Origin of the sequence: Halomicroarcula saliterrae (assembly GCF_031624395.1) — an archaeon.
Lineage (GTDB): Archaea > Halobacteriota > Halobacteria > Halobacteriales > Haloarculaceae > Haloarcula > Haloarcula saliterrae.
In genome coordinates, this window is the sequence record NZ_JAMQON010000001.1 from 557,864 (window position 1) to 575,906 (window position 18,043).

Genomic DNA, 18,043 nt, shown 5'->3' on the forward strand with positions numbered 1-18,043 from the left:
GTGTCCCGTCGCCGACACCGATCTAGTTCGGACGTGGGTTCGTGACGGGTAGCGGCCGAACCGTCGTTATTCGCGGCCTCGACGCTCGTACTGTCAGAGGTCCCGTGAGTCACCCTCGCGCGTTCCGAGATTCCGACCGGAGCGGAATATCGCTACTGCCAATCGTCGACGCGCTCGGTCCGTAGCTCCGACCGGGCGTGCCACTTCCGCGGTCTGAGCGTGACGACGACGCCGGCGAGGTAGACGAGTGCGACGGCCGCGGTGACGACGACGCCCGGCACCATCCCGATGGCCGCGCTCGACGGCCAGTCAGCCCCGTCGGCGAACGACGTGACGCGAATCACCCAGGCCGCGTTCACGACCGTAAAGAGCGCGAGGTACACCCGCCGCAGCCGGTGTGCCAGCGCTTCCTCGAAGGGAATCTTCACCGTCGGCTGGCTGTAGTCCTCGCTGAGCTTGCGTCGCCAGTCGTGGTCCGTCACGTCGCGACTGGGGTCGAGTCCCGGGGCCCAGACGTTCTCCTGTATGAGCCTGACGCGGGAGCGCCACACGTCGAAGCCCCGATAGCGGTGGGCTTCGATGCCCAGAAACACGCCGAGCGTGACCAGCCCCACGAGGACCAGGTAGTGTGGGTTCGTGGGGTCGGAGAACGCCCAGGTGAGGATGGCGGCAATGACCGTCACCGCCCAGTTCGTGGTTCGGTCGAGCCGTTCGCGCCAGCGTGTCATCCGGTGGACCTCGGCCCGATAGAGGTGCGCCATCGAGGAACTCGGCCCCATCTCCTGCTCGAAGAGACCGACGCCGAGGCGCCGTTCGCGCTCGTCGCTCGGGTCGAACGAGCCGTCGACCCGCTCTCCGTCGTCGCTCATCCCGCAGGCTCACCGACGTTAGCCCGGAACTCGCGGCCGAGCGGTCCCCGCTCGGCGTGGTCGTCGTCGCGGTACCACTGCGTCTGGTCGGCGATGCCTCCCGGCTCACGAGACGCGTACACGCGGTGGGAGCTGTTGCCGTCGCCGTCGACCGGCAGTCGACCACGCGTGCGGTCGCGGCCGGTCAGACCGTGCACGCGGTCGAACAGGACCGCGCGCTGTACGTCCGCTTCGAGAGAGCTGTGGCTGGCTTCGGGCATTGTCTCATCCTCCGCGCCGCGGCCGGAAAAGTCGTTGCGCTCACGCTGTCTCGTCCGTCTTCGGGGCTGCCGTCCCGGTGGCCCCGGTTAGCGGTGCTGTCCCTCGTCTTCGCGTCGGCGCATCTCGTGGCGCGTGAACTGGGGCGTCCCGAGACCGCTCCCCCGAGACCGCCCGAACGACCAGCCGAGAACCAGGAGTGACGCGACGGTCACGCCGAGCGCAAGCGCCGTCGACGGAAGCGTCGCGTCGACGTAGAAGAAGGCCGCGACCGGAATCCCGGCGGCCGCGACGAACCCCAGAAGCAGCCGCTGGGCCATCTGCCGGGCGAGGCCGTCACCGTCCTTGAGCACCGTCTCCAGTGTCAGCTCCCCGCGTTCGGCGATGTCGAGCGCCCGCTCGGCTCTCGGAGGCGTCGTCACCAGCGACCGGGCGCCGCTGGTGACGGTCTCTTGAATCTCCTCTCGGATAGCTGACCCCGCGTCCGCCCCACCCTGTTCCATCACGTAGTCGGTGATGATATCGATGAAGTCGAACTCGGGGTCGAGCGTCCGACAGACCCCTTCCAGCACGGTGGTAACCCGAACGACGAGCGCCAGGTCCTGTGGCAGGCGCATCGGGAACTCGTAGAGCTGGCTCTCGAACTGGTCGACCAGTTGCTCGACCCGGTACTCCGAGATGTCCTCGCCCCGGAACTGTTCGATGACGATCTCGAAGGCCTCGGCCATCACCTCGCGGTTCGCGCTCGGGTCCAGCGCCCCCATGGCGACGAAGGCGTCCATCACCCGCTCTACGTCGTCGGTCGCCAGCCCGACGTAGAACTCCATCAGCTGGTCTCTGGTCCGGGGCCCAAGACGCCCGGTCATCCCGAAGTCGTAGAAGACGAGCGTCCCGTCGGCCTGGACGGCCAGGTTCCCGGGATGGGGGTCGGCGTGGAAGCGGCCGTCCTCGACTATCATCTGGATGTACACCTCTTCGAGGCGCTGGACGAGCGCCTCGCGGTCGACGCCCATCGCGTCGATGCCGGCCACGTCGTCGATTTTCACGCCTTCGAGATACGTCATCGTCACCACGCGGTTCGTCGAGTGGCTCTCGACGACCTCTGGGATAGCCACGTCGTCGCGGTCGGCGAAGCTCGCGCCGATCTCCCGGAGCATACGGGCCTCGTGGGCGTAGTCCATCTCCTCGCGTATCGTGGCGGCGAACTCCTCGCTCAGGTTCTCGAGTGTGTACGCCTGACCGGGGTCGGCGCCGCGGGCCAGAACCGGCGTCAGCGTCTCCAGCACTCGCAGGTCGGACTCCACGCGCTCCCGAATCCCGGGCCGGAGGACCTTGACGGCGACGCGCTCGCCGTCGATGGTCGCTTCGTACACCTGCCCCAGCGACGCGCCGCTGATTGGCGTCGTATCGAACTCGTCGAAGCGCTCCTCGACGGGCGCGCCGAGTTCGCTCTCCAGCAGCGGCTCGATGGCCGACCACGGTTCGGGCGGCACTCTGTCCTGGAGTTCGGAGAGCACCTCGATGTACTCCCCCGGAAGGGCGTCGGGCCGCGTCGACAGCATCTGCCCGAGTTTGATGAACGCCGGCCCCAGCTCGACGAAGGTGATCTTGAGCCGGCGCGCTCGCTCGGTCCGCTGCCCGCTCGTGACCTCGCGCGAGCGGCCGAAAAACAGGAACCGCTTGCGGTCCCGGGCCCACGCCCAGACGAAGGGGACGAACTGCCAGGCGACCACGATGGCGCGCCACAGGGCTCGCAGGCGGACGCCCAGGCCGGACGGCTGGTGACCCTGCGACGACTGTCTTCCTCCGACGTCGTCGGCGCTGCGCGCCGACTTCCCGAGGGACCCGCTGTCCCTCTCTGGCTGCGACTCGCTCACTACCGGCGTTCAGGGTTCCGGCCAGATGAACGTACTGGAAGGAGTTACGGCCGTAGCTTCCCCAGCAACTCGTAGTCCTTCTCGGGCGTGTACCGGCGGAACGCGAGGCTGTTCGCGAGCACCGACACCGACGAGGCCGCCATCGCCCCGGCGGCCAGCGCCGGCTGGAGCAGCCCCAGCGACGCCAGCGGAATCATCACCGTGTTGTACCCCAGCGCCCAGAAGAGGTTCTGCTTGATCTTCGAGAGACTGGCCTCGGAGATGCGGATGGCCTTCAGCACGTCGGCGGGGTCGTCACGCAGCAGCGTCACGTCGGCGGCCTCGATGGCCACGTCCGTCCCGGAGCCGATGGCACAGCCGACGGTCGCCGTCGCCAGCGCGGGGGCGTCGTTGACGCCGTCGCCGACCATCATCGCGCGGCTCCCGTCTGCCTCGATATCTTCGACCGCGGCGGCCTTCTCCTCGGGCAGAACCTCGGCCCGAACGTCGTCGGGGTCGATACCGACCTGCTCGGCGACGGCGCGGGCGGTCCGCTCGTTGTCGCCGGTGATCATCCACACGTCGAGCCCGCGCTCTCGGAGGTCGCCGACCGCGCGCTTCGCGCTCTCCTTGACCGTGTCCGCGTCGGCGACGACGCCGACGAGGCGGAACTCTTGGTCCGGCGACCGGTCGGCCTCGCCCGGCCGACCGTCCGCGAGCGCCACCAGCATCGCGGTCTTCCCCTCCCGTTCGAGGGCGTCCATGCGCTCCTCGGCGGGGTCGGTGTCGACGCCGTTGTCCCGCAGGAGTTTCCGGTTCCCGACGAGCACCTCGCCGTGTTCGGTCGTCGCTCGGACGCCCTGCCCGGGGACGTTCTCGAACTCGTCGGCGTCGGCGAAGTCGACGCCCCGGTCGCGAGCGCCCTCGACGATGGCCTCGGCCAGCGGGTGTTCGCTCCCGCTCTCGGCGCTGGCGGCGAGTTCGAGGACGAACTCGTCGGTGAGTTCGGGGCGCTCTTCGAGCGCTCCGCCGTCGGTGGCGGCCTTCTCGCGACCACCGTCCGCGGCCGGGCCGACGACTTCTACGTCGGTCAGTTCCATCGCGCCCTCGGTCAGCGTCCCCGTCTTGTCGAAGACGACGGTGTCGATGTCCCGGACCGTTTCGAGCACGTCGCCGCCTTTGAACAGGACGCCGTTGCGCGCGCCGGTGGCCGTCCCGACCATCGTCGCCGCGGGCGTCGCCAGCCCCAGCGCGCAGGGACAGGCGATGAGCACGGCGGAGGCGAAGACGACGACGGCGAACTCGGTGATGCCGACGGCCGCGGGGCCGCCGGCGGCGAGCCCCCAGACGGGGAGCGTGCCGACGAACGCAGCGAGCGCCTCGGGGAACAGCGCCCAGACGCCCGCCCACAGCAGGGCGTTGGCGATGACCGCCGGCACGAAGTACGCGGAGATACGGTCGGCGACGTTCTGGATGTCGGGCTGTCGTGACTGTGCGGCCTTGACGCGCTCGACGATCTGCTGGAGCGCCGTCTCCGAGCCGACCTTCGTCGCCTCGATTTCGAGGACGCCGTTCTGGTTCACGGTCGCACCGATGACCTCGTCGCCCTCGCCCTTCTCGACGGGGACCGACTCGCCCGTGACCATCGATTCGTCGACGGCGCTGCCGCCGTCTCTGACGACGCCGTCCGTGGGAATCTTCTCGCCGGGGCGGACTTTCAGCCGGTCGCCGACCGCGACCTCGTCGAGTGGAATCTCCGCTTCGCTCCCGTCCTCGCGGACGACCGTCGCCGTGTCGGCCTCCATCTCAAGCAGCTCTCGGATGGCCGCGCCGGCCTGGCTCTTCGAGCGCGCTTCGAGGTAGTTACCGAGCGTGATGAACACGAGGATGAACGCGGCGGTATCGAAGTACAGCCCCGTGCTCGCGACGAGGTCGAGCAGGGCGACGACCGAGTAGCCGTAGGCCGTCGTGGAGCCCAGCGCGATGAGCACGTCCATGTTGGCCCGGCGGTTCTTGACGAGCGCCTTGTAGGCGTTCTCGTAGAAGGGCTTGCCCAGCGCTATCTGGACCGGCGTCGCGAGCGCGAACTGCGCCCAGCCAAGCGGCACGCCGAAGAGCGTCGCCTCGAACAGCCCGAGCGACAGCAGGTGGTCGGCCATGAAGACGAGCAGGGGGAGCGAGAGCGCCGCGCCGAAGAGCGTCAGCCGGCGCTGTTTGCGCACTTCCTCGTTCCGGGCGGTATCGCGGCGTTCCTGAGCGGAGAGCTCCTGTCCGTCCTCGCCCTCGTCGTCCCGGACCGGCGAGTAGCCGGCCTCCTCGACGGCGTCGTACAGTTCGGACAGCGACGCGACCGACGGGAGGTAGGTGACCTGCGCCTCGTCGGTCGCGTAGTTCACGTCCGCGGAGACGACGCCCGCGACGCCGACGAGCGCCTCGGTGTTCGTCTGTGCGCAGTTCGAGCACGTCATGTCCGTGATGCCGATAGTCACCGTCTCCGTGTCGACGCCGTAGCCGGCGTCGCGGACGGCCGCGACGATATCCCCGAGCGACACCGCGTCGGGGTCGTAGGTGACACTCCCCTCGTCGGTGGCGTAGTTCGCGTCGACCGACGAGACGCCGTCGAGCTCGCCGACGCGGTCCTCGATAGTCCCCGAACAGTTCGCACAGCTCATCCCGGTCAGCTCCAGGCGGACGGTTCGATTGGTCATCTTGTCTCTTCGTACGGCCTGCTCTTTGATGCGGTTTGTGTCTGTGATTGATAGATGAACCGCGGTGTAAATCTTCGATTCCAAAGCGAAAGTCGGCGGGAAAATTCGTTCGATAACCCCTCAGAACGGCAGCGCGTTCGCCGCCGCGGTGACGACCGTCTCCCACAGCGAGAATCCCACGAGCGTCTTGAGCGCGAAGTCGGCCGCGAAAAAGAGGAACAGGCCGGCGCCGACGAAGTGGGCCTTCCGGAGGTCGAAGCGGCTGGAGAACCGGTGGAAGAACAGGGCGTTGGCGATGCTGACGGGGATGATAGCGAGCATCTCGCCGGTCCAGATGGCCGTCCCGAAGGCGGGGTACTGAGCGGCCAGCGAGATGGTGATGAGCTGGGTCTTGTCGCCGAACTCGCCGAACGACATCATGGCGAAGATGGGGAGAAACCCGCCCAGCTTGTTCGGGACCTGCCAGTCGACGTACGGCACGCGTACGTCCAGTTCGCCGCCGTCCGTCAACACGCCTGTGGCGGCGTCCCTGTCGGGTGCGTCTTTCCCGGGGGCGGTCCGGACCAGCAGGGCGGCAAACAGCACGAAGAGGGCGGCGGTCAGGGCGTCGAGATAGATGCCCGGGAGCAGTTCCGTGACGGCGTTCCCGAGCCAGACTTCGAGCGCCGTCCAGCCGGCGAAAGCGGTGCCGGCCGCGGCGACGACCATCGCCGGATTGAACCGCGTCGAGAGGCCCGCGATGATGAACTGGACCTTCTCGCCGGGGAGGACGGCCAGTTGCGCACCGGCGGCGATGACGACGACGCCGAGCCACGTGACCTCGCTCACACTTCGCTCACCTCCTCGGGGCTTCGGACCTGTATCGCGTCGGCGATGTCGTCGGGCAGCGACACCGTCTCGCCGCTGTCGAGGCGCACCGTCACCATGCCGATGGGGGCGACCTCTTCGACGACGAGCTCGGTCCCCGGCGTGATGCCGGCCGAGTCGAGGTAGGTGAGCTCCTCGGGGTCTCGGTCACGGACGCGGGCGACGAGGAGTCGGGTGCCCTCGACGTGGTCGGCCAGCGCCGACGCCGGGCTGTCGTCGATGGGGTCCAGCGTGTCGCTCGGAATCGGGTCGCCGTGGGGGTCCACCTCGGGGTCGTCCAGCGCGGCCGCGAGACGCCGCTCGAACACCTCGCTGATGTGGTGTTCGAGAATCTCGGCCTCCTCGTGGACCTCCGACCAGTCGTAGCCCAGCTCCTCGGTGAGAAACGTTTCGAGCAGGCGGTGATGGCGGATGACCTCCAGCGCGACCGTCTCGCCCTCCGGCGTGAGGGTGACGCCCTTGTACTTCTCGCGTTCGACGAGCCCGCGGTCGGCGAGCTTCTCGACCATGCTCGTCGCCGTCGGCGGGGTCACCTCCAGCATCTCCGCGATGGTCGAGGTCGCCACCGGCGGTTCGCCCTCCCGTTCCAGCCGGTAGATGGCTTTCAGGTAGTCCTCCATCTTCGCGCTCAACATGGGACGGTTTAGACGCGTCTAACGCAAAAACGTGGCGGAACAAAACAACACTGGGCGGTCACGCGCCGTCGTCAGCGTACGTCTCGCGGCGGGCTCGGGTCAGGAGATAGAGGAACAGGTAGCCGATCGCACCCAGCACGAACAGCGTCGCCGGGATGAGAAAGGGGCCGAACGTCGAGACGAGTAGTTCGACCACCGACGGCAGTAGCATACCCCTACTTCCCGCGCTCGCTACATAAACCGCAAGGCTCCGCTCTCGACCCGACAGTATACATGCCTTCGGCGGACAACAGGGGTGTATGTACCGTCTGGGTCACTACGGGGCGGCGCTTATCGTCTACGCGCCGCTCGGGCTCGCGCTGTTGCTCGCCGGGCGGCCGACACTCGCCGTCGTCGGCGGCGGCGTCACGCTCGCGCTCGCCCCCCTGCCCGACGTCGACCAGCGGATTCCACTGGTCGCACACCGCGGCGTCACCCACACGCTGGCCTTTGCGGTCACTGTGGGGCTGGTGGTGGGCGCGCTCGGGTGGGCCCTCGGCGCGGACGCCGGGCTCGGCGCCGCGGCCGAACTCGCGACTGTCGGGTTCGTCGTCGGCACGGCCGTGATTGTCTCGCATCTGCTCGCGGACGTCATCACGCCGATGGGTATCACGCCCTTCTGGCCGGTCTCCGACCGACACTACACCGTCGGGCTGTGTTACGCGGACAATCGAGCGGCGAACTACGCGCTGTTGGGACTGGGCGTGCTGGTAACGGTCGGCGTACTCGCCGTCGCCGGGCCTAGATGAGGTCCTGAGATTCGAGCGAGGCCATCACGTCGTCGACGAACTCGTCGACGCTCTCGTAGGGGAACTCCCCGTTGAGTTTGGTGTTCAACTCCATCGCGGTCATCGAGAACTCGCCCGACTCGAACTTCGTCGAGGGGCCGCTGGGCAGGGCCGGTACGAGGTCCATCGGGCTGGAGATGGGGTAGTCAGCGTCCTGAAACGCCTCGGTGAACTGCTCGCGGAGTTGTGCTTTGTCGACCATCGGTTGTATTACGAGTTGCACAACCCGACCAATAAAGGGTTCGACAGCTGTACATTTTTCCGTTGTTCTGAGTTTATTCGTCCCGACGCTTCTTTGTTCACGGGCCCCGCGGAAGTTGTATGCACACGCCGACTCGCAGGCGCTTTCTCGCAGCGACAGGGCTCTCGGTGGCTTCGCTGGCCGGCTGTACGAGTTCGGAATCGCGCCCCGGAACGCCGACGGGGACACCCAGCGGACTCCGGCTCTCCGGGGACGAGCTACTCTCGGGCGTCCCCTCGCCCGTGGACGTGGCCGTTCCCCGCCCGGACGAGTACTTCGTCGCCGACCAGACGGGGACGGTGTCGGCGCTCGACGGCGCGGACGCGTCGCCGACGACCGCGGTCGACCTGACAGACCGGATGGTCGCGCCCGGCGGCGAGAAGGGGCTGCTCGGGCTGGCCGTCCACCCCGACTACGACGGCTCCGGCCGGGTGTACCTGCGCTACAGCGCGCCACTGCGCGAGCGGATGCCCTCGGACTACTCCCACACGTTCGTCCTCTCGGAGTTCGAGCTGTCCGACGGTCGTATCGACCCCGACAGCGAGCGCGTCCTCCTCGAAATCGCGGAGCCACAGTCCAACCACAACGCCGGGGCCGTCGCCTTCGGGCCGGACGGCTATCTCTACGTCGCCGTCGGTGACGGCGGCGGCGGCAACGACCAGGGTCGGGGGCACGTCGACGACTGGTACGACGCGGTCGCCGGCGGCAACGGGCAGGACGTGACCGAGAACCTGCTGGGGAGCGTCCTCCGCATCGACGTGGACGGCGGGGGCAGCCGCCGCCCCTACGGCGTCCCGGACGACAACCCGCTCGTCGGCCGCGAGGGGCTCGACGAGCAGTACGCGTGGGGCTTTCGGAACCCGTGGCGGCTCTCTTTCGGTCCCGACGGGCGCCTGTTCGTCGCCGACGTGGGCCAGTCGAGCTACGAGGAGGTCAACGTCGTCGTGGCGGGCGGCAACTACGGTTGGAACGTCCGCGAGGGCGAACCCTGCTTCCGGGCCGAGGAGTGCCCGTCGACCGGGCCGGACGGCGAGCCACTGCGGGAGCCCGCAATCCAGTATCCGCACGACGGGGACGGCATAACCGGTATCTCGGTCATCGGGGGATACCTGTACGACGGGCAGGAAATCCCGGCGCTGCGGGGCCGATACGTCTTCGCCGACTACCTCGCGGAAGGCCAGCTGTTCGTGGCGACCGAGGGCGACGACGGCTGGTCGACGACGGCGCTCCCGATTTCGGGTGTCGAGCCGAACGTCCTCGCGTTCGGGGAGACGCCGGCCGGCGAACTGCTGGTCTGTTCGACCGGGGGCTCGGGCGGCGCGGTCCACCGCGTCCGGACGGCCTGAGCTACAGGACGCTGTCGACCTCGGCGAGCGAGTCGAGCACGTGGTCCGGTCGCACGTCGCTGGCCGCGAGTTTGGCGTCGTCGGTGACACCGGTCATCACGAGCGCCGTCTCCATCCCGGCCCGTTCGCCGAGCAGGATATCGGTCTCCAGCCGGTCGCCGACGACGAGAATCTCGCCGGGGTCGTGGTCCAGCCGGTCGAGCGCGGCCTCGACGGCCACGTCCGAGGGTTTGCCGAGCACCCGGTCGGGGTCGCGCTCGGTGACGCCCGTGATGGCCCGGAGTATCGCCCCCGAGCCGGGGACCGGGTGGCCGTCCGGACCCGGGAACGTCGGGTCCGGGTCCGTCCCGAGGTAGGCCGTCCCCGTGTCCAGCGCCCGGAGCGCGTCGACCATGTCGCTGTAGTGAAAGTCGTCGGTCCAGGAGGCCAGCAACACGTCGGCGCCCGCGGGCTCTTCGACCACGTCGGCGTCGCCGTCGTCGATGCGGTCGCGAATCGAGGCGGAGCCGATGACGAACACGTCGTCGCCGGCGTGATGGCGGTCGACGTACTCCCGCGTGACCACGGCCGAGGAGCAGGCCTCGCCCGGCCGCGCGTCGACGCCCATCGACTGCAGGCGGTCGACGTAGGCCTCGCCGCCGTACAGCGGGTTGTTCGAGAAGAAACACAGCGAGAGGTCGCGGTCGCGCAGCCGGCCGACAGCCTCGGGCGCGCCGGGCAGCGGGTTGTCGTCGTGGTACACCGTTCCGTCGAGGTCCAGCAGGACGCCCCGGAGTGTCATCGTCCCCGCTATGTGGACCAGCAGTAAAAATGGCTCAGTCCCGAACTGCCACGTCCGTCGGCTCGACGCGGGCAGCGACGGCGTCGAGGGCACCTGACTGCTCGGGGGCGCACCTCACTCCGCTCACGGCGTGGAGGACATCACTGCCGGAAGCGCTCCTCCCAGCGCGGGCCCGCGCGGCGGTTCAGCCACCAGCCGGCGACGCCGGCGACTGTCGACAGCGCCACGGCCCCGCCGACCGCGAGCAGCGGCGCGACGGAGACGACCAGCGCGGCGACCAGCAAGGGGACCGCGAGCGCCGCGAGCGCGGCCCCGAAGACGGCAAACAGCGCGGTGTCGAACAGCAGTTCGTTGGGGGACAGGCCCGTGAGATACGCCGAGACGCCGAAGACGTAGGCGGCGACGCCGGGCACCACGGCCACGCCGACCGCGAGTTCGGCGATGGGGTACCACACCGCGGCGACGGCGAGATAGCCGACCGTCGTCGACAGCGAGAGCACCAGCGACGCCCGCACGGTCCCCGCGAACACGTCGGCGTAGCGAACCGGATAGCGCAGATACGACCGCGGGGCGTCGAACTGGGTCACCCAGCTGTAGGTGGTGAACGCGCCGAGGCCGAGCAGGGTCCCGAAGGCGACGCCCGGCTGTGGCCGGACGCCCGTCGCGGCCGTGATTCGCCCCAGCAACAGCGCGGTGACGGCAAAGAGGACGCCCATCGAGAACACGACCTTCCCGACCGAGCCCGAGGAGCGCGCGACCGACAACAGCGACCGGCGGGTCAGCGGGTCCGAGACGCCCGTAAAGAGCCGCTCGGTCGCCCGGTGGCGCCCGGAGCTGTCGCCCTCGACCGGCTCGAACAGGCTGACTCCGACCGCCGCGAGCGCGACCGTCGGGACCAGCCCGCGGAGCGCGGCGCCGACCGACGGGGTCGCGTACAGCGCGTAGGGCGTGTAGGAGACGGGGTCGACGCCGAGGCCGACGACGGCGAGCGTTCCGGCGGCGAGGGCGCTCAGCAGCGCCATCCGGCTTCGGCTCGCGAGTGCGACCAGCGCGAGCGAGAGCGCGGCGCCGAAGGCGAACGCCGCGACCACCGCGAGCCACAGGAGCCCGACGCGGCCCGGCTCGGCGCCCGAGCCGACGGCGACGGCGCCGTAGCCCGCCACCGCCGGGGTGAGGACGAACCCGGTGTAGTAGCAGACGTCCTTCAGCAGGAAGGTCGCGAGCAGCCGGCGCCACGACAGCGGCAGCGTCCGCGCCGAGAACACGAGCAGCGTCGTGTCGCCGAGCACGTCCTGCAAGGCGTCGCGGCCGACGAGACCGATGGTGCCGACCTGGAGTCCGAAGAAGCCGACGAGCGCGACGAGCCCGCCGGCGACGGCCGACGGGGGCGTCCCCGTCAGCGACAGCAACCACGTCCCCAGCCCGGTCAAGGCGGCGACGACGAGCGGAAAGGCGGCAAAGCGCGGGCCGCCAAAGAGGTGGCTGTGGAGGCGCCACTCCTCGCGGACCATCCACCGAAACAGCGTCCCGGTCACGCCCGCACCTCGGGCGGTTCGCCGCCGACCTCGGCGATGAAATACGAGAGGAGCTCGTCTTCGCTCATCTCGCGGGGGTCGCAGTCGGCGACGAGCGCCCCGTCCTCGACGATGCCGACGTGGGTGCACAGCTCGGCGGCCACGTCGACGTAGTGCGTCGAGAGAAAGAGCGTGTTCCCCCGCTCGCAGTAGTCCGACAGCACCGCCTTCACCTGTTCTTGCATGATGGGGTCGAGGTTCACCAGCGGCTCGTCGATGAACACCAGGTCGGGGTCGTGGAGGAACGCCGCAGCCAGCATCACCCGCTGGCGTTCGCCCTCGGAGAGCCCCGTCGCGAGCGCGTCGAGCACGCCGTCGAACTCCAGGCGCTCGGCCCAGCGCTCGATGCGCCCGTCGATGTCGTCGACCTCGCGGACCTCGCCGACGAAGGTGAGATACTCCCGCGGCGTCAGGAAGCTCGGCGGGTCCTCCCGCTCGGGCAGGATACCGATGGCTTCCCTGACGGCCATCGGCTCGGTGACGGGGTCGTGTCCGACGACGGTGGCCGACCCGTCGGTGGGCGCACGCTGCCCGGTCAGCAGTTCGATAGTCGTCGTCTTCCCGGAGCCGTTGGGCCCGAGCAGTCCGAAGAGCGCGCCCTCCTCGACGGCGAGCGTGAGCCCGGCGAGCGCCGTGACCTCGCCGAACCGGCGCGTCAGGTTCGTCGTCTCGATAGCGGCCATATCCAGAAACTACCGACCAGCCGGCCCTTTAGCTGTTCGGCCCCGTCACCCCTCGCGCCGGGCGGTCCAGCACACCCACCCGGCGAAGATGACCGCACCGACTGTCTCGGGGACGGCCAGTCCCGGCCGCGTCACGCTGCCTCCAGCGGCCCACCACCACCAGACGGCGACGTGGGCCGCGACCAGTGTGGCGGTGCCAGCCGCTCGGCGACGCGCACCGGCCGCCGCGTTGCCGGCGGCGTAACACGCCATGGCCACCATCGAGCCGAGATACAGCGTGAGCGCCGCCGGGACGTGCAGCGCCTGTCCGGCGGGAAACAGGCCCACGCCGGCCATTCCCAGCAGCGCCGTGACGAACGGCACGGCGGCGACCCGTTCGAGCGGGTGGTCGCTCCCGCTCCAGAGGCGGACCCCGAAGGGGAGCCCGACGATTCCCGCCGTGATCAGCCCGCCGTCGAACAGCAGCGTAGTCAGCGGCGTCGCGGCGGCGTTGCCGGGCTGGCCGAGGTCCGAGAGGGCGTTGCCGGAGAACGCAAACGACGGCGACGCGAGGACCGCGCCGACGATGGCGACCGCCGCGACACCGACCGCGACGAGGCCCGCGCTACTGGCGACACGGCCTGCGTCGTTCATCTCACGTGGAGCAAAGCGGCGGCGTGTTGTAGGGTTTGGGCCGGCTCAGTCGAGCCACAGCGGGACCGGCGGCGCCACGCTCATGTCGTTGCCGGGGCTGTAGTGGACCAGCGGCTCGCCGACCGGTTCGGGGAGGTCGAGCACCCGCAGCAGGTCACCGTCGACAGCGGCCTCGACCGCTCCAAGCGGCCACGGCTCGTGGCCCACGCCCGCGACCAGTTTCGTCCCCAGCGGACCGGTGGCGAAGACGCGGAACCGCTCGACGAAGAACGACGGCAGCGAGTCCGCCGGGGCCGTCGTCGCCGGTCCGTCGCCGGGTGTGTACCGGACGGTGAGCGCACGTCGATTGGCCACGTCCAGGGTCCGCTCTGTCCGGTACTCGGTGTCGCCGTCGCGCCGGGCGACCCGTCCGTCCCGATACGGGAGTCGGAGCAGCGGGCCGGCGGCCGACGCCAGCGTGTCCGTCGTGAACGCCGCGAAGAAGTACAGCCCGCGCTGGCCGTCGGGCCCGCTGACGTAGGTCCGGACCGTGACCGACTCGGCGGGGTCGCTCAGGTCGATGCCGAACGACGAGACGCCGGTGACCGTGTGGTGGATGGCGGTCACCCACGCGTCGCCGGCCGCCGCCTCGGCGGTGAGCCACGCCGGCAGCGCCCGGTTCAGGGCGTCGGGGTCGACCGGCCAGTGGCAGAAACAGACGTCCTCGACGCTGACCGTGAGTGGCTTCCTCGATGACACAGTCGCTCTCAGGACCGTGCCCTCTTCAGCGTGGCGTCGGTCACAGCCGTCGCAGTCGTCCGGCCCGCACGTGGATGCCCGGGCTGTAGTACACCACCGGGTCGCCCGCCGGCCGGTCGAACCCGTTGGCGGCGAAGAGGTCGTTCTCGCGGATGTCGACCTCGCCGGCCTGCAGCGGCCAGGGCTCGTGGTCGATGTCGGCGTAGTAGATGGTCCCCGCGTCGTCGGCGACGTAGAACCGATAGCGCGAGACGAGGAAGGATTCCAGCGACCGCGGCGCCGGTTCGTGAGGTTCGTCGTCCACGGGGCCGTACGTGGCGTCGAAGTCGGCAGCCGGCGCGCGGTCGTCGGTCCGCCGGCTCCGGAACCGGACACCGTCGCCAGTTCGCCGAACGGTCATCGACGCGCGGTAGTACGGCAGCTCGAACAGCCGCCGGGCCAGCGCGACGCTCAGCCGGTCGTCGGCGTCCAGATTGTAGAAGTAGACGCCGGGCGTGTCCCCGTCGGTGACGTACGTCCGGAGGTTCAGCTCGCCGAAGGAGCGCCCGATTGGGCTGCCTCGCGGTCGGATGTCGCGCATCTCGAAGGGGACGACGCCGAGCCACGCCTGCCCGTCTCTGATATCGACGGTGAGCCCGTCTGGCAGCGTCGCCGCGACCACGCCGGGGTCGACGGGCCAGTGGAGAAAGCCCACGTCGCGCCAGTCCATTCTGAGGAGGTCCATACCCGGGCTGGGGACTGGACCGCTTTCGGGCTGGCGTGAGCCCTGCCACCACGTGCCAGTAAGCCTATGGGGCCGAGGCTCGCACCGTCGCCTATGGAGTTCGACGTCATTCAGGGCGACATCGCGGCCCAGTCCGCCGACGCGCTGGTCAACGCGGCGAACACGAGCCTCCGGATGGGGTCGGGGGTCGCCGGCGCGCTCAAGCGGGCGGCGGGGTCGGGCATCGACGACGAGGCCGTCGCGAAGGGACCGGTGGAACTGGGCGGTGTCGCGACGACCGACGCCTACGCACTGGACGCGGAGTACGTCATTCACGCCGCGGCGATGCCCGCCGGCGGCGAGTCGACGGCCGAGAGCATCCGCGACGCGGCGAAGAACACGCTGATAGAGGCCGACGCGCTCGACTGCGAGTCGCTGGTCGTGCCCGCGCTGGGCTGTGGCATCGCCGGCTTCGACTTCGAGGCCGGCGTGCGTATCATCTGCGAAGAAATCGACGCCTTCGAGCCCGACTCGCTCGCCGACGTGTCCCTCATCGCCTACGACGACGACGAGTTCGAGCGGATGCGGGACGTGGCGGCGGAGGTAGGGGCGTGAGTGAGGGTGACCCGACCGCCGACGGCGAAGGGGGAGGGACCCCCGACGGCGACGGCCCCGTCATCTGCCCAGTCTGTGGCGCCGACTTCGCGTCTGTTTCAGTCCACGACGAGGGGCTGATGGTGAACATGCGCGACAACGACCGCTACCAGCGGGTCTGTCTGGAGCCGGTCAGCGACGACGCGGGGACCCCGCTGGTCCGTTTTTTCCACCACACCCACGAGCAGGCCGGGACCGACCAGCCCGGCACTGCGGGCGGGCGGATTCCCTGACTACTGCCCGTCGAGGAACCGCCTGATGGCGACGGCCGCGTCCTCGAAGGCGTCGACGTCCATGTCGTCGGTCGTCAGGAGAACGCCGTCGTCGTCGGCCAGCACCCGAACGACGAACCCCTCGCCGTGGACCCGGACGGTGAAGTCGTACGAGCCGATGCTGTCCGGGTCGGTGGGCGGCGAGAGCGCCGTCCGAATCGGCGCCTCCGCGAACCCGATGCGCTCGAACTCGACGAGTCGGGCCTTGGCCTCGACGGCCCGCGCCCGCGACTCGTAGAGGTCCTGTCGGACGTAGAGCACGTCCATCTCAGACGGCGTGAAGTAGATGACGCTCCGGAGCGTGTCCCCGAGGCTCGTCCGGGCGGCGCTGACGACGCTGTCGGCGAAGCCGGTGTCGATGTCTGTTCTGAACGGTACGTCGTACATGCCAACTGTAGAGTCCGAGAGGTATTAACTACGTCTGACATGTTTTCGTCATAACCCGGCGACAGTTTCGCCGTCACCGCTCGCGTGCCGGAGCTGTTCCCACCGGTCACTGCGTCACTTCGAGGTGCCTCTTCGCTCGGCACCTCGCTACTCCACGGCTCGCTCCGCTCACCGTTCCGTCGAGACGTCTCGCTTCGTTCGCTACTGCTCGCGGCTATCGCCGCTCGCATGTCGGAGACGTCTCGCTTCGCTCGACGTCTCCCCCTACTCCACGGCTCGCTCCGCTCACCGTTCCGTCGAGGTTTGCGGTCGCTACGCTCCCGCAAACCCCTCTACTCGTGTCCCGAAACCGGCACCGGCTGGTATGGCTCCTCCAGATACGCGACGTCGCTGTCGGCGAGGTCGATATCGAGCGCTGCGACGGCGTCTTCGAGGTGCTGAACGCTCGTGGTGCCGACGATGGGGGCGTCGACCCACTCTTTGTCTAGCAACCACGCCAGCGCTATCTGGGCCATCGTGGCGTCGTACTCGTCGGCCAGTTCCTCGACGCGTTCGTTGACCTCGCGGCCGCCGCCGGCGAAGTAGGGGTGCTCGCGGGCGTAGTCGTCGGTCTGCCCTCGCGTCGTCGCCTCGAACTCCTCGTGCGGTCGGGCGAGGTAGCCGCGGGCCAGCGGGCTCCACGGCACGACGCCGATACCCTCCCGCGCACAGAGCGGCAGCATCTCGCGTTCCTCCTCACGGTAGAGCAGATTGTAGTGGTTCTGCATCGTCTGGAACCGTTCGAGCCCCTGCAGGTCGCTCACCCGCAGGGACTCGGCGAACTGGTAGGTCCACATCGAGGAGGCCCCGACGTAACGGCTCTGGCCCCGCCGGACGATGTCGTCGAGTGCTCGCAGGGTCTCCTCGATGGGCGTGTCGTAATCCCAGCGGTGAATCTGGTAGAGGTCGACGGTGTCCATCCCCAGTCGGTCGAGGGAGTTCGACACCGCCTGTTCCATCGTTTTCCGGGAGAGCCCCCCGGAGTTGGGGTCGTCCTCGTCCATCTGGAAGTACCCCTTCGTCGCCACCACCTGACTGTCGCGGTCGTAGTCCCCGAGCACGTTCCCCACGACGCGCTCTGACTCGCCCATCGAGTACATGTTCGCGGTATCGAAGAAGTTGATACCCAGGTCGATGGCCCGTTCGATGATGTCGCGGCTCTCGTCCTCGTCTAACACCCAGTCGCGCCACTCCGAGGTGCCAAAGCTCATACAGCCGAGACAGATGCGGCTGACCTCCACGCCGGTCGAACCGAGTGTGGTGTACTCCATGGTCCAAAAGCGGCTGCCGCGGAGAAAAAACTACAGTCCGACGACGGCGTACGGGACTACCTCCCCGGACAGGCGGCTCACTCGCCGGACAGGTCCGGTATCGGCAACCGTAGCTCCCCGGTGAGGCGGTAGTCGGTAGCCAGCAACCCGTCGTCGGTCAGGCCGACCGTCGCGTCTATCGCGAGTTCAGACGCGGGGTCCCGGGGCCTGACGAGGAAGTCGAGCGTGCTGATCGTCTCGTCTGCGAGGTCGTCCAGGTCGGTGACCTCGACCAGTATTCCCGGCCGCTGGTCGGGATACGACAGTGTCACCGACGGCGGTGGCGAGCTGTCGCCTTCTACCGGCGCGACGAGCGCTATTTCCGTCGACGAGCTGGTCTCGGGCAGCCACAGCCTGAGCGAAACCGTGTTCACTCTCGTCCCGTCTCGGTGCGGAATCTCGGTCGAGAGGGCGAGTGTGTCTCCACTCACCCGCGCGGAGACACCGAACGCACAGATAAACTCACCGTCGACGCTCCACTCCAGCACGCGTTCGCCGGGCTCCGAGTCCGTCGACGGGTCCGACAGCTCTGTCGGCCCACCGAGTCCGCCACAGCCGGCGACACCGGCACAGCCCGCACTCGCGACGAGCCCGAGCCACTTGCGTCGGTCCATACGGACCACACAGGTGTCGGTCCCAAAACGCTCCCGGCCCGTCGCGGA

21 protein-coding genes are annotated in these 18,043 nt (G+C 69.1%); 4 read left to right on the forward strand and 17 right to left on the reverse strand.

Features of this window, described 5'->3' with window-relative positions; genetic code table 11:
• Positions 1 to 152: 152 nt before the first annotated feature.
• From NDI56_RS03115 to NDI56_RS03145, 7 genes are all read right to left on the reverse strand, one after another.
• The gene (locus NDI56_RS03115) at positions 153 to 869 is read right to left on the reverse strand and encodes a DUF2270 domain-containing protein (protein ID WP_310917963.1); all 717 of its coding nucleotides are present in this window, start codon (positions 867 to 869) and stop codon (positions 153 to 155) included.
• Positions 866 to 1,129 carry a hypothetical protein gene (locus NDI56_RS03120; RefSeq protein WP_310917964.1) on the reverse strand — a complete coding sequence of 88 codons (264 nt, stop codon included), beginning with the start codon at positions 1,127 to 1,129 and terminating at the stop codon, positions 866 to 868. Before NDI56_RS03120 ends, NDI56_RS03115 begins: the two co-directional genes overlap by 4 nt.
• An 87-nt stretch (positions 1,130 to 1,216) precedes the next feature.
• The gene (locus tag NDI56_RS03125) at positions 1,217 to 3,004 is read right to left on the reverse strand and encodes an ABC1 kinase family protein (RefSeq protein ID WP_417935939.1); all 1,788 of its coding nucleotides are present in this window, start codon (positions 3,002 to 3,004) and stop codon (positions 1,217 to 1,219) included.
• A gap of 44 nt (positions 3,005 to 3,048) precedes the next feature.
• The gene (locus tag NDI56_RS03130) at positions 3,049 to 5,691 is read right to left on the reverse strand and encodes a heavy metal translocating P-type ATPase (RefSeq protein WP_310917965.1); all 2,643 of its coding nucleotides are present in this window, start codon (positions 5,689 to 5,691) and stop codon (positions 3,049 to 3,051) included.
• Between the two features lie 120 nt (positions 5,692 to 5,811).
• On the reverse strand, positions 5,812 to 6,519 hold the full coding sequence (locus NDI56_RS03135) for a TMEM165/GDT1 family protein (RefSeq protein WP_310917966.1): 708 nt from the start codon (positions 6,517 to 6,519) through the stop codon (positions 5,812 to 5,814).
• Complete coding sequence (locus NDI56_RS03140) at positions 6,516 to 7,193, reverse strand: metal-dependent transcriptional regulator (protein ID WP_310917967.1); 678 nt, start codon at positions 7,191 to 7,193, stop codon at positions 6,516 to 6,518. The genes NDI56_RS03135 and NDI56_RS03140 overlap by 4 nt, the downstream gene beginning before the upstream one ends.
• Before the next feature lie 58 nt (positions 7,194 to 7,251).
• Entirely contained in the window at positions 7,252 to 7,404 is a 153-nt protein-coding gene (locus NDI56_RS03145) for a hypothetical protein (RefSeq protein WP_310917968.1), read from the reverse strand.
• An 88-nt stretch (positions 7,405 to 7,492) separates the two neighbouring features.
• Here NDI56_RS03145 and NDI56_RS03150 point away from each other — a divergent pair, with 88 nt between their 5' ends.
• On the forward strand, positions 7,493 to 7,981 hold the full coding sequence (locus tag NDI56_RS03150) for a metal-dependent hydrolase (protein ID WP_310917969.1): 489 nt from the start codon (positions 7,493 to 7,495) through the stop codon (positions 7,979 to 7,981).
• Here the strand turns inward: NDI56_RS03150 and NDI56_RS03155 are convergent.
• Positions 7,974 to 8,222: an MTH865 family protein gene (locus NDI56_RS03155; protein WP_310917970.1), complete on the reverse strand. Its 249-nt coding sequence runs from the start codon at positions 8,220 to 8,222 to the stop codon at positions 7,974 to 7,976. The two genes, NDI56_RS03150 and NDI56_RS03155, sit on opposite strands and share 8 nt — an antisense overlap.
• Before the next feature lie 119 nt (positions 8,223 to 8,341).
• On the opposite strand from NDI56_RS03155, the gene NDI56_RS03160 reads away from it, so the two are divergent.
• Positions 8,342 to 9,607 (forward strand): PQQ-dependent sugar dehydrogenase, encoded by a 1,266-nt coding sequence (locus tag NDI56_RS03160; protein ID WP_310917971.1) that lies wholly within the window; start codon positions 8,342 to 8,344, stop codon positions 9,605 to 9,607.
• A 1-nt stretch (position 9,608) separates the two neighbouring features.
• Here NDI56_RS03160 and NDI56_RS03165 read toward each other — a convergent pair whose 3' ends face one another.
• The 6 genes from NDI56_RS03165 to NDI56_RS03190 all read right to left on the reverse strand — a co-directional run bounded on the left by NDI56_RS03165 (position 9,609) and on the right by NDI56_RS03190 (position 14,740).
• On the reverse strand, positions 9,609 to 10,388 hold the full coding sequence (locus NDI56_RS03165) for an HAD-IIA family hydrolase (protein WP_310917972.1): 780 nt from the start codon (positions 10,386 to 10,388) through the stop codon (positions 9,609 to 9,611).
• 140 nt (positions 10,389 to 10,528) lie between these two features.
• On the reverse strand, positions 10,529 to 11,923 hold the full coding sequence (locus NDI56_RS03170; protein ID WP_310917973.1) for a hypothetical protein: 1,395 nt from the start codon (positions 11,921 to 11,923) through the stop codon (positions 10,529 to 10,531).
• The gene (locus NDI56_RS03175; RefSeq protein ID WP_310917974.1) at positions 11,920 to 12,645 is read right to left on the reverse strand and encodes an ABC transporter ATP-binding protein; all 726 of its coding nucleotides are present in this window, start codon (positions 12,643 to 12,645) and stop codon (positions 11,920 to 11,922) included. The genes NDI56_RS03170 and NDI56_RS03175 overlap by 4 nt, the downstream gene beginning before the upstream one ends.
• A 45-nt stretch (positions 12,646 to 12,690) precedes the next feature.
• Complete coding sequence (locus NDI56_RS03180; RefSeq protein ID WP_310917975.1) at positions 12,691 to 13,278, reverse strand: DUF998 domain-containing protein; 588 nt, start codon at positions 13,276 to 13,278, stop codon at positions 12,691 to 12,693.
• 45 nt (positions 13,279 to 13,323) lie between these two features.
• A complete protein-coding gene (locus NDI56_RS03185) occupies positions 13,324 to 14,016 on the reverse strand; it encodes a DUF2071 domain-containing protein (protein ID WP_310917976.1) in 693 nt (230 codons plus the stop codon).
• Between the two features lie 40 nt (positions 14,017 to 14,056).
• Positions 14,057 to 14,740 (reverse strand): YqjF family protein, encoded by a 684-nt coding sequence (locus NDI56_RS03190; RefSeq protein ID WP_310917977.1) that lies wholly within the window; start codon positions 14,738 to 14,740, stop codon positions 14,057 to 14,059.
• A gap of 93 nt (positions 14,741 to 14,833) precedes the next feature.
• Here NDI56_RS03190 and NDI56_RS03195 point away from each other — a divergent pair, with 93 nt between their 5' ends.
• Both NDI56_RS03195 and NDI56_RS03200 read left to right on the forward strand, forming a co-directional pair.
• Entirely contained in the window at positions 14,834 to 15,334 is a 501-nt protein-coding gene (locus tag NDI56_RS03195) for a macro domain-containing protein (protein ID WP_310917978.1), read from the forward strand.
• Positions 15,331 to 15,606 carry a DUF8145 family protein gene (locus NDI56_RS03200; protein ID WP_310917979.1) on the forward strand — a complete coding sequence of 92 codons (276 nt, stop codon included), beginning with the start codon at positions 15,331 to 15,333 and terminating at the stop codon, positions 15,604 to 15,606. Before NDI56_RS03195 ends, NDI56_RS03200 begins: the two co-directional genes overlap by 4 nt.
• Here the strand turns inward: NDI56_RS03200 and NDI56_RS03205 are convergent, their stop codons facing one another.
• The 3 genes from NDI56_RS03205 to NDI56_RS03215 all read right to left on the reverse strand — a co-directional run bounded on the left by NDI56_RS03205 (position 15,607) and on the right by NDI56_RS03215 (position 17,995).
• Positions 15,607 to 16,032 carry a DUF7522 family protein gene (locus NDI56_RS03205; RefSeq protein ID WP_310917980.1) on the reverse strand — a complete coding sequence of 142 codons (426 nt, stop codon included), beginning with the start codon at positions 16,030 to 16,032 and terminating at the stop codon, positions 15,607 to 15,609. It abuts the gene before it with no gap.
• 332 nt (positions 16,033 to 16,364) lie between these two features.
• Positions 16,365 to 17,342 carry an aldo/keto reductase gene (locus tag NDI56_RS03210; RefSeq protein ID WP_310917981.1) on the reverse strand — a complete coding sequence of 326 codons (978 nt, stop codon included), beginning with the start codon at positions 17,340 to 17,342 and terminating at the stop codon, positions 16,365 to 16,367.
• Positions 17,343 to 17,419: 77 nt separating this feature from the next.
• The gene (locus NDI56_RS03215) at positions 17,420 to 17,995 is read right to left on the reverse strand and encodes a DUF8121 family protein (RefSeq protein WP_310917982.1); all 576 of its coding nucleotides are present in this window, start codon (positions 17,993 to 17,995) and stop codon (positions 17,420 to 17,422) included.
• Positions 17,996 to 18,043: the final 48 nt, after the last annotated feature.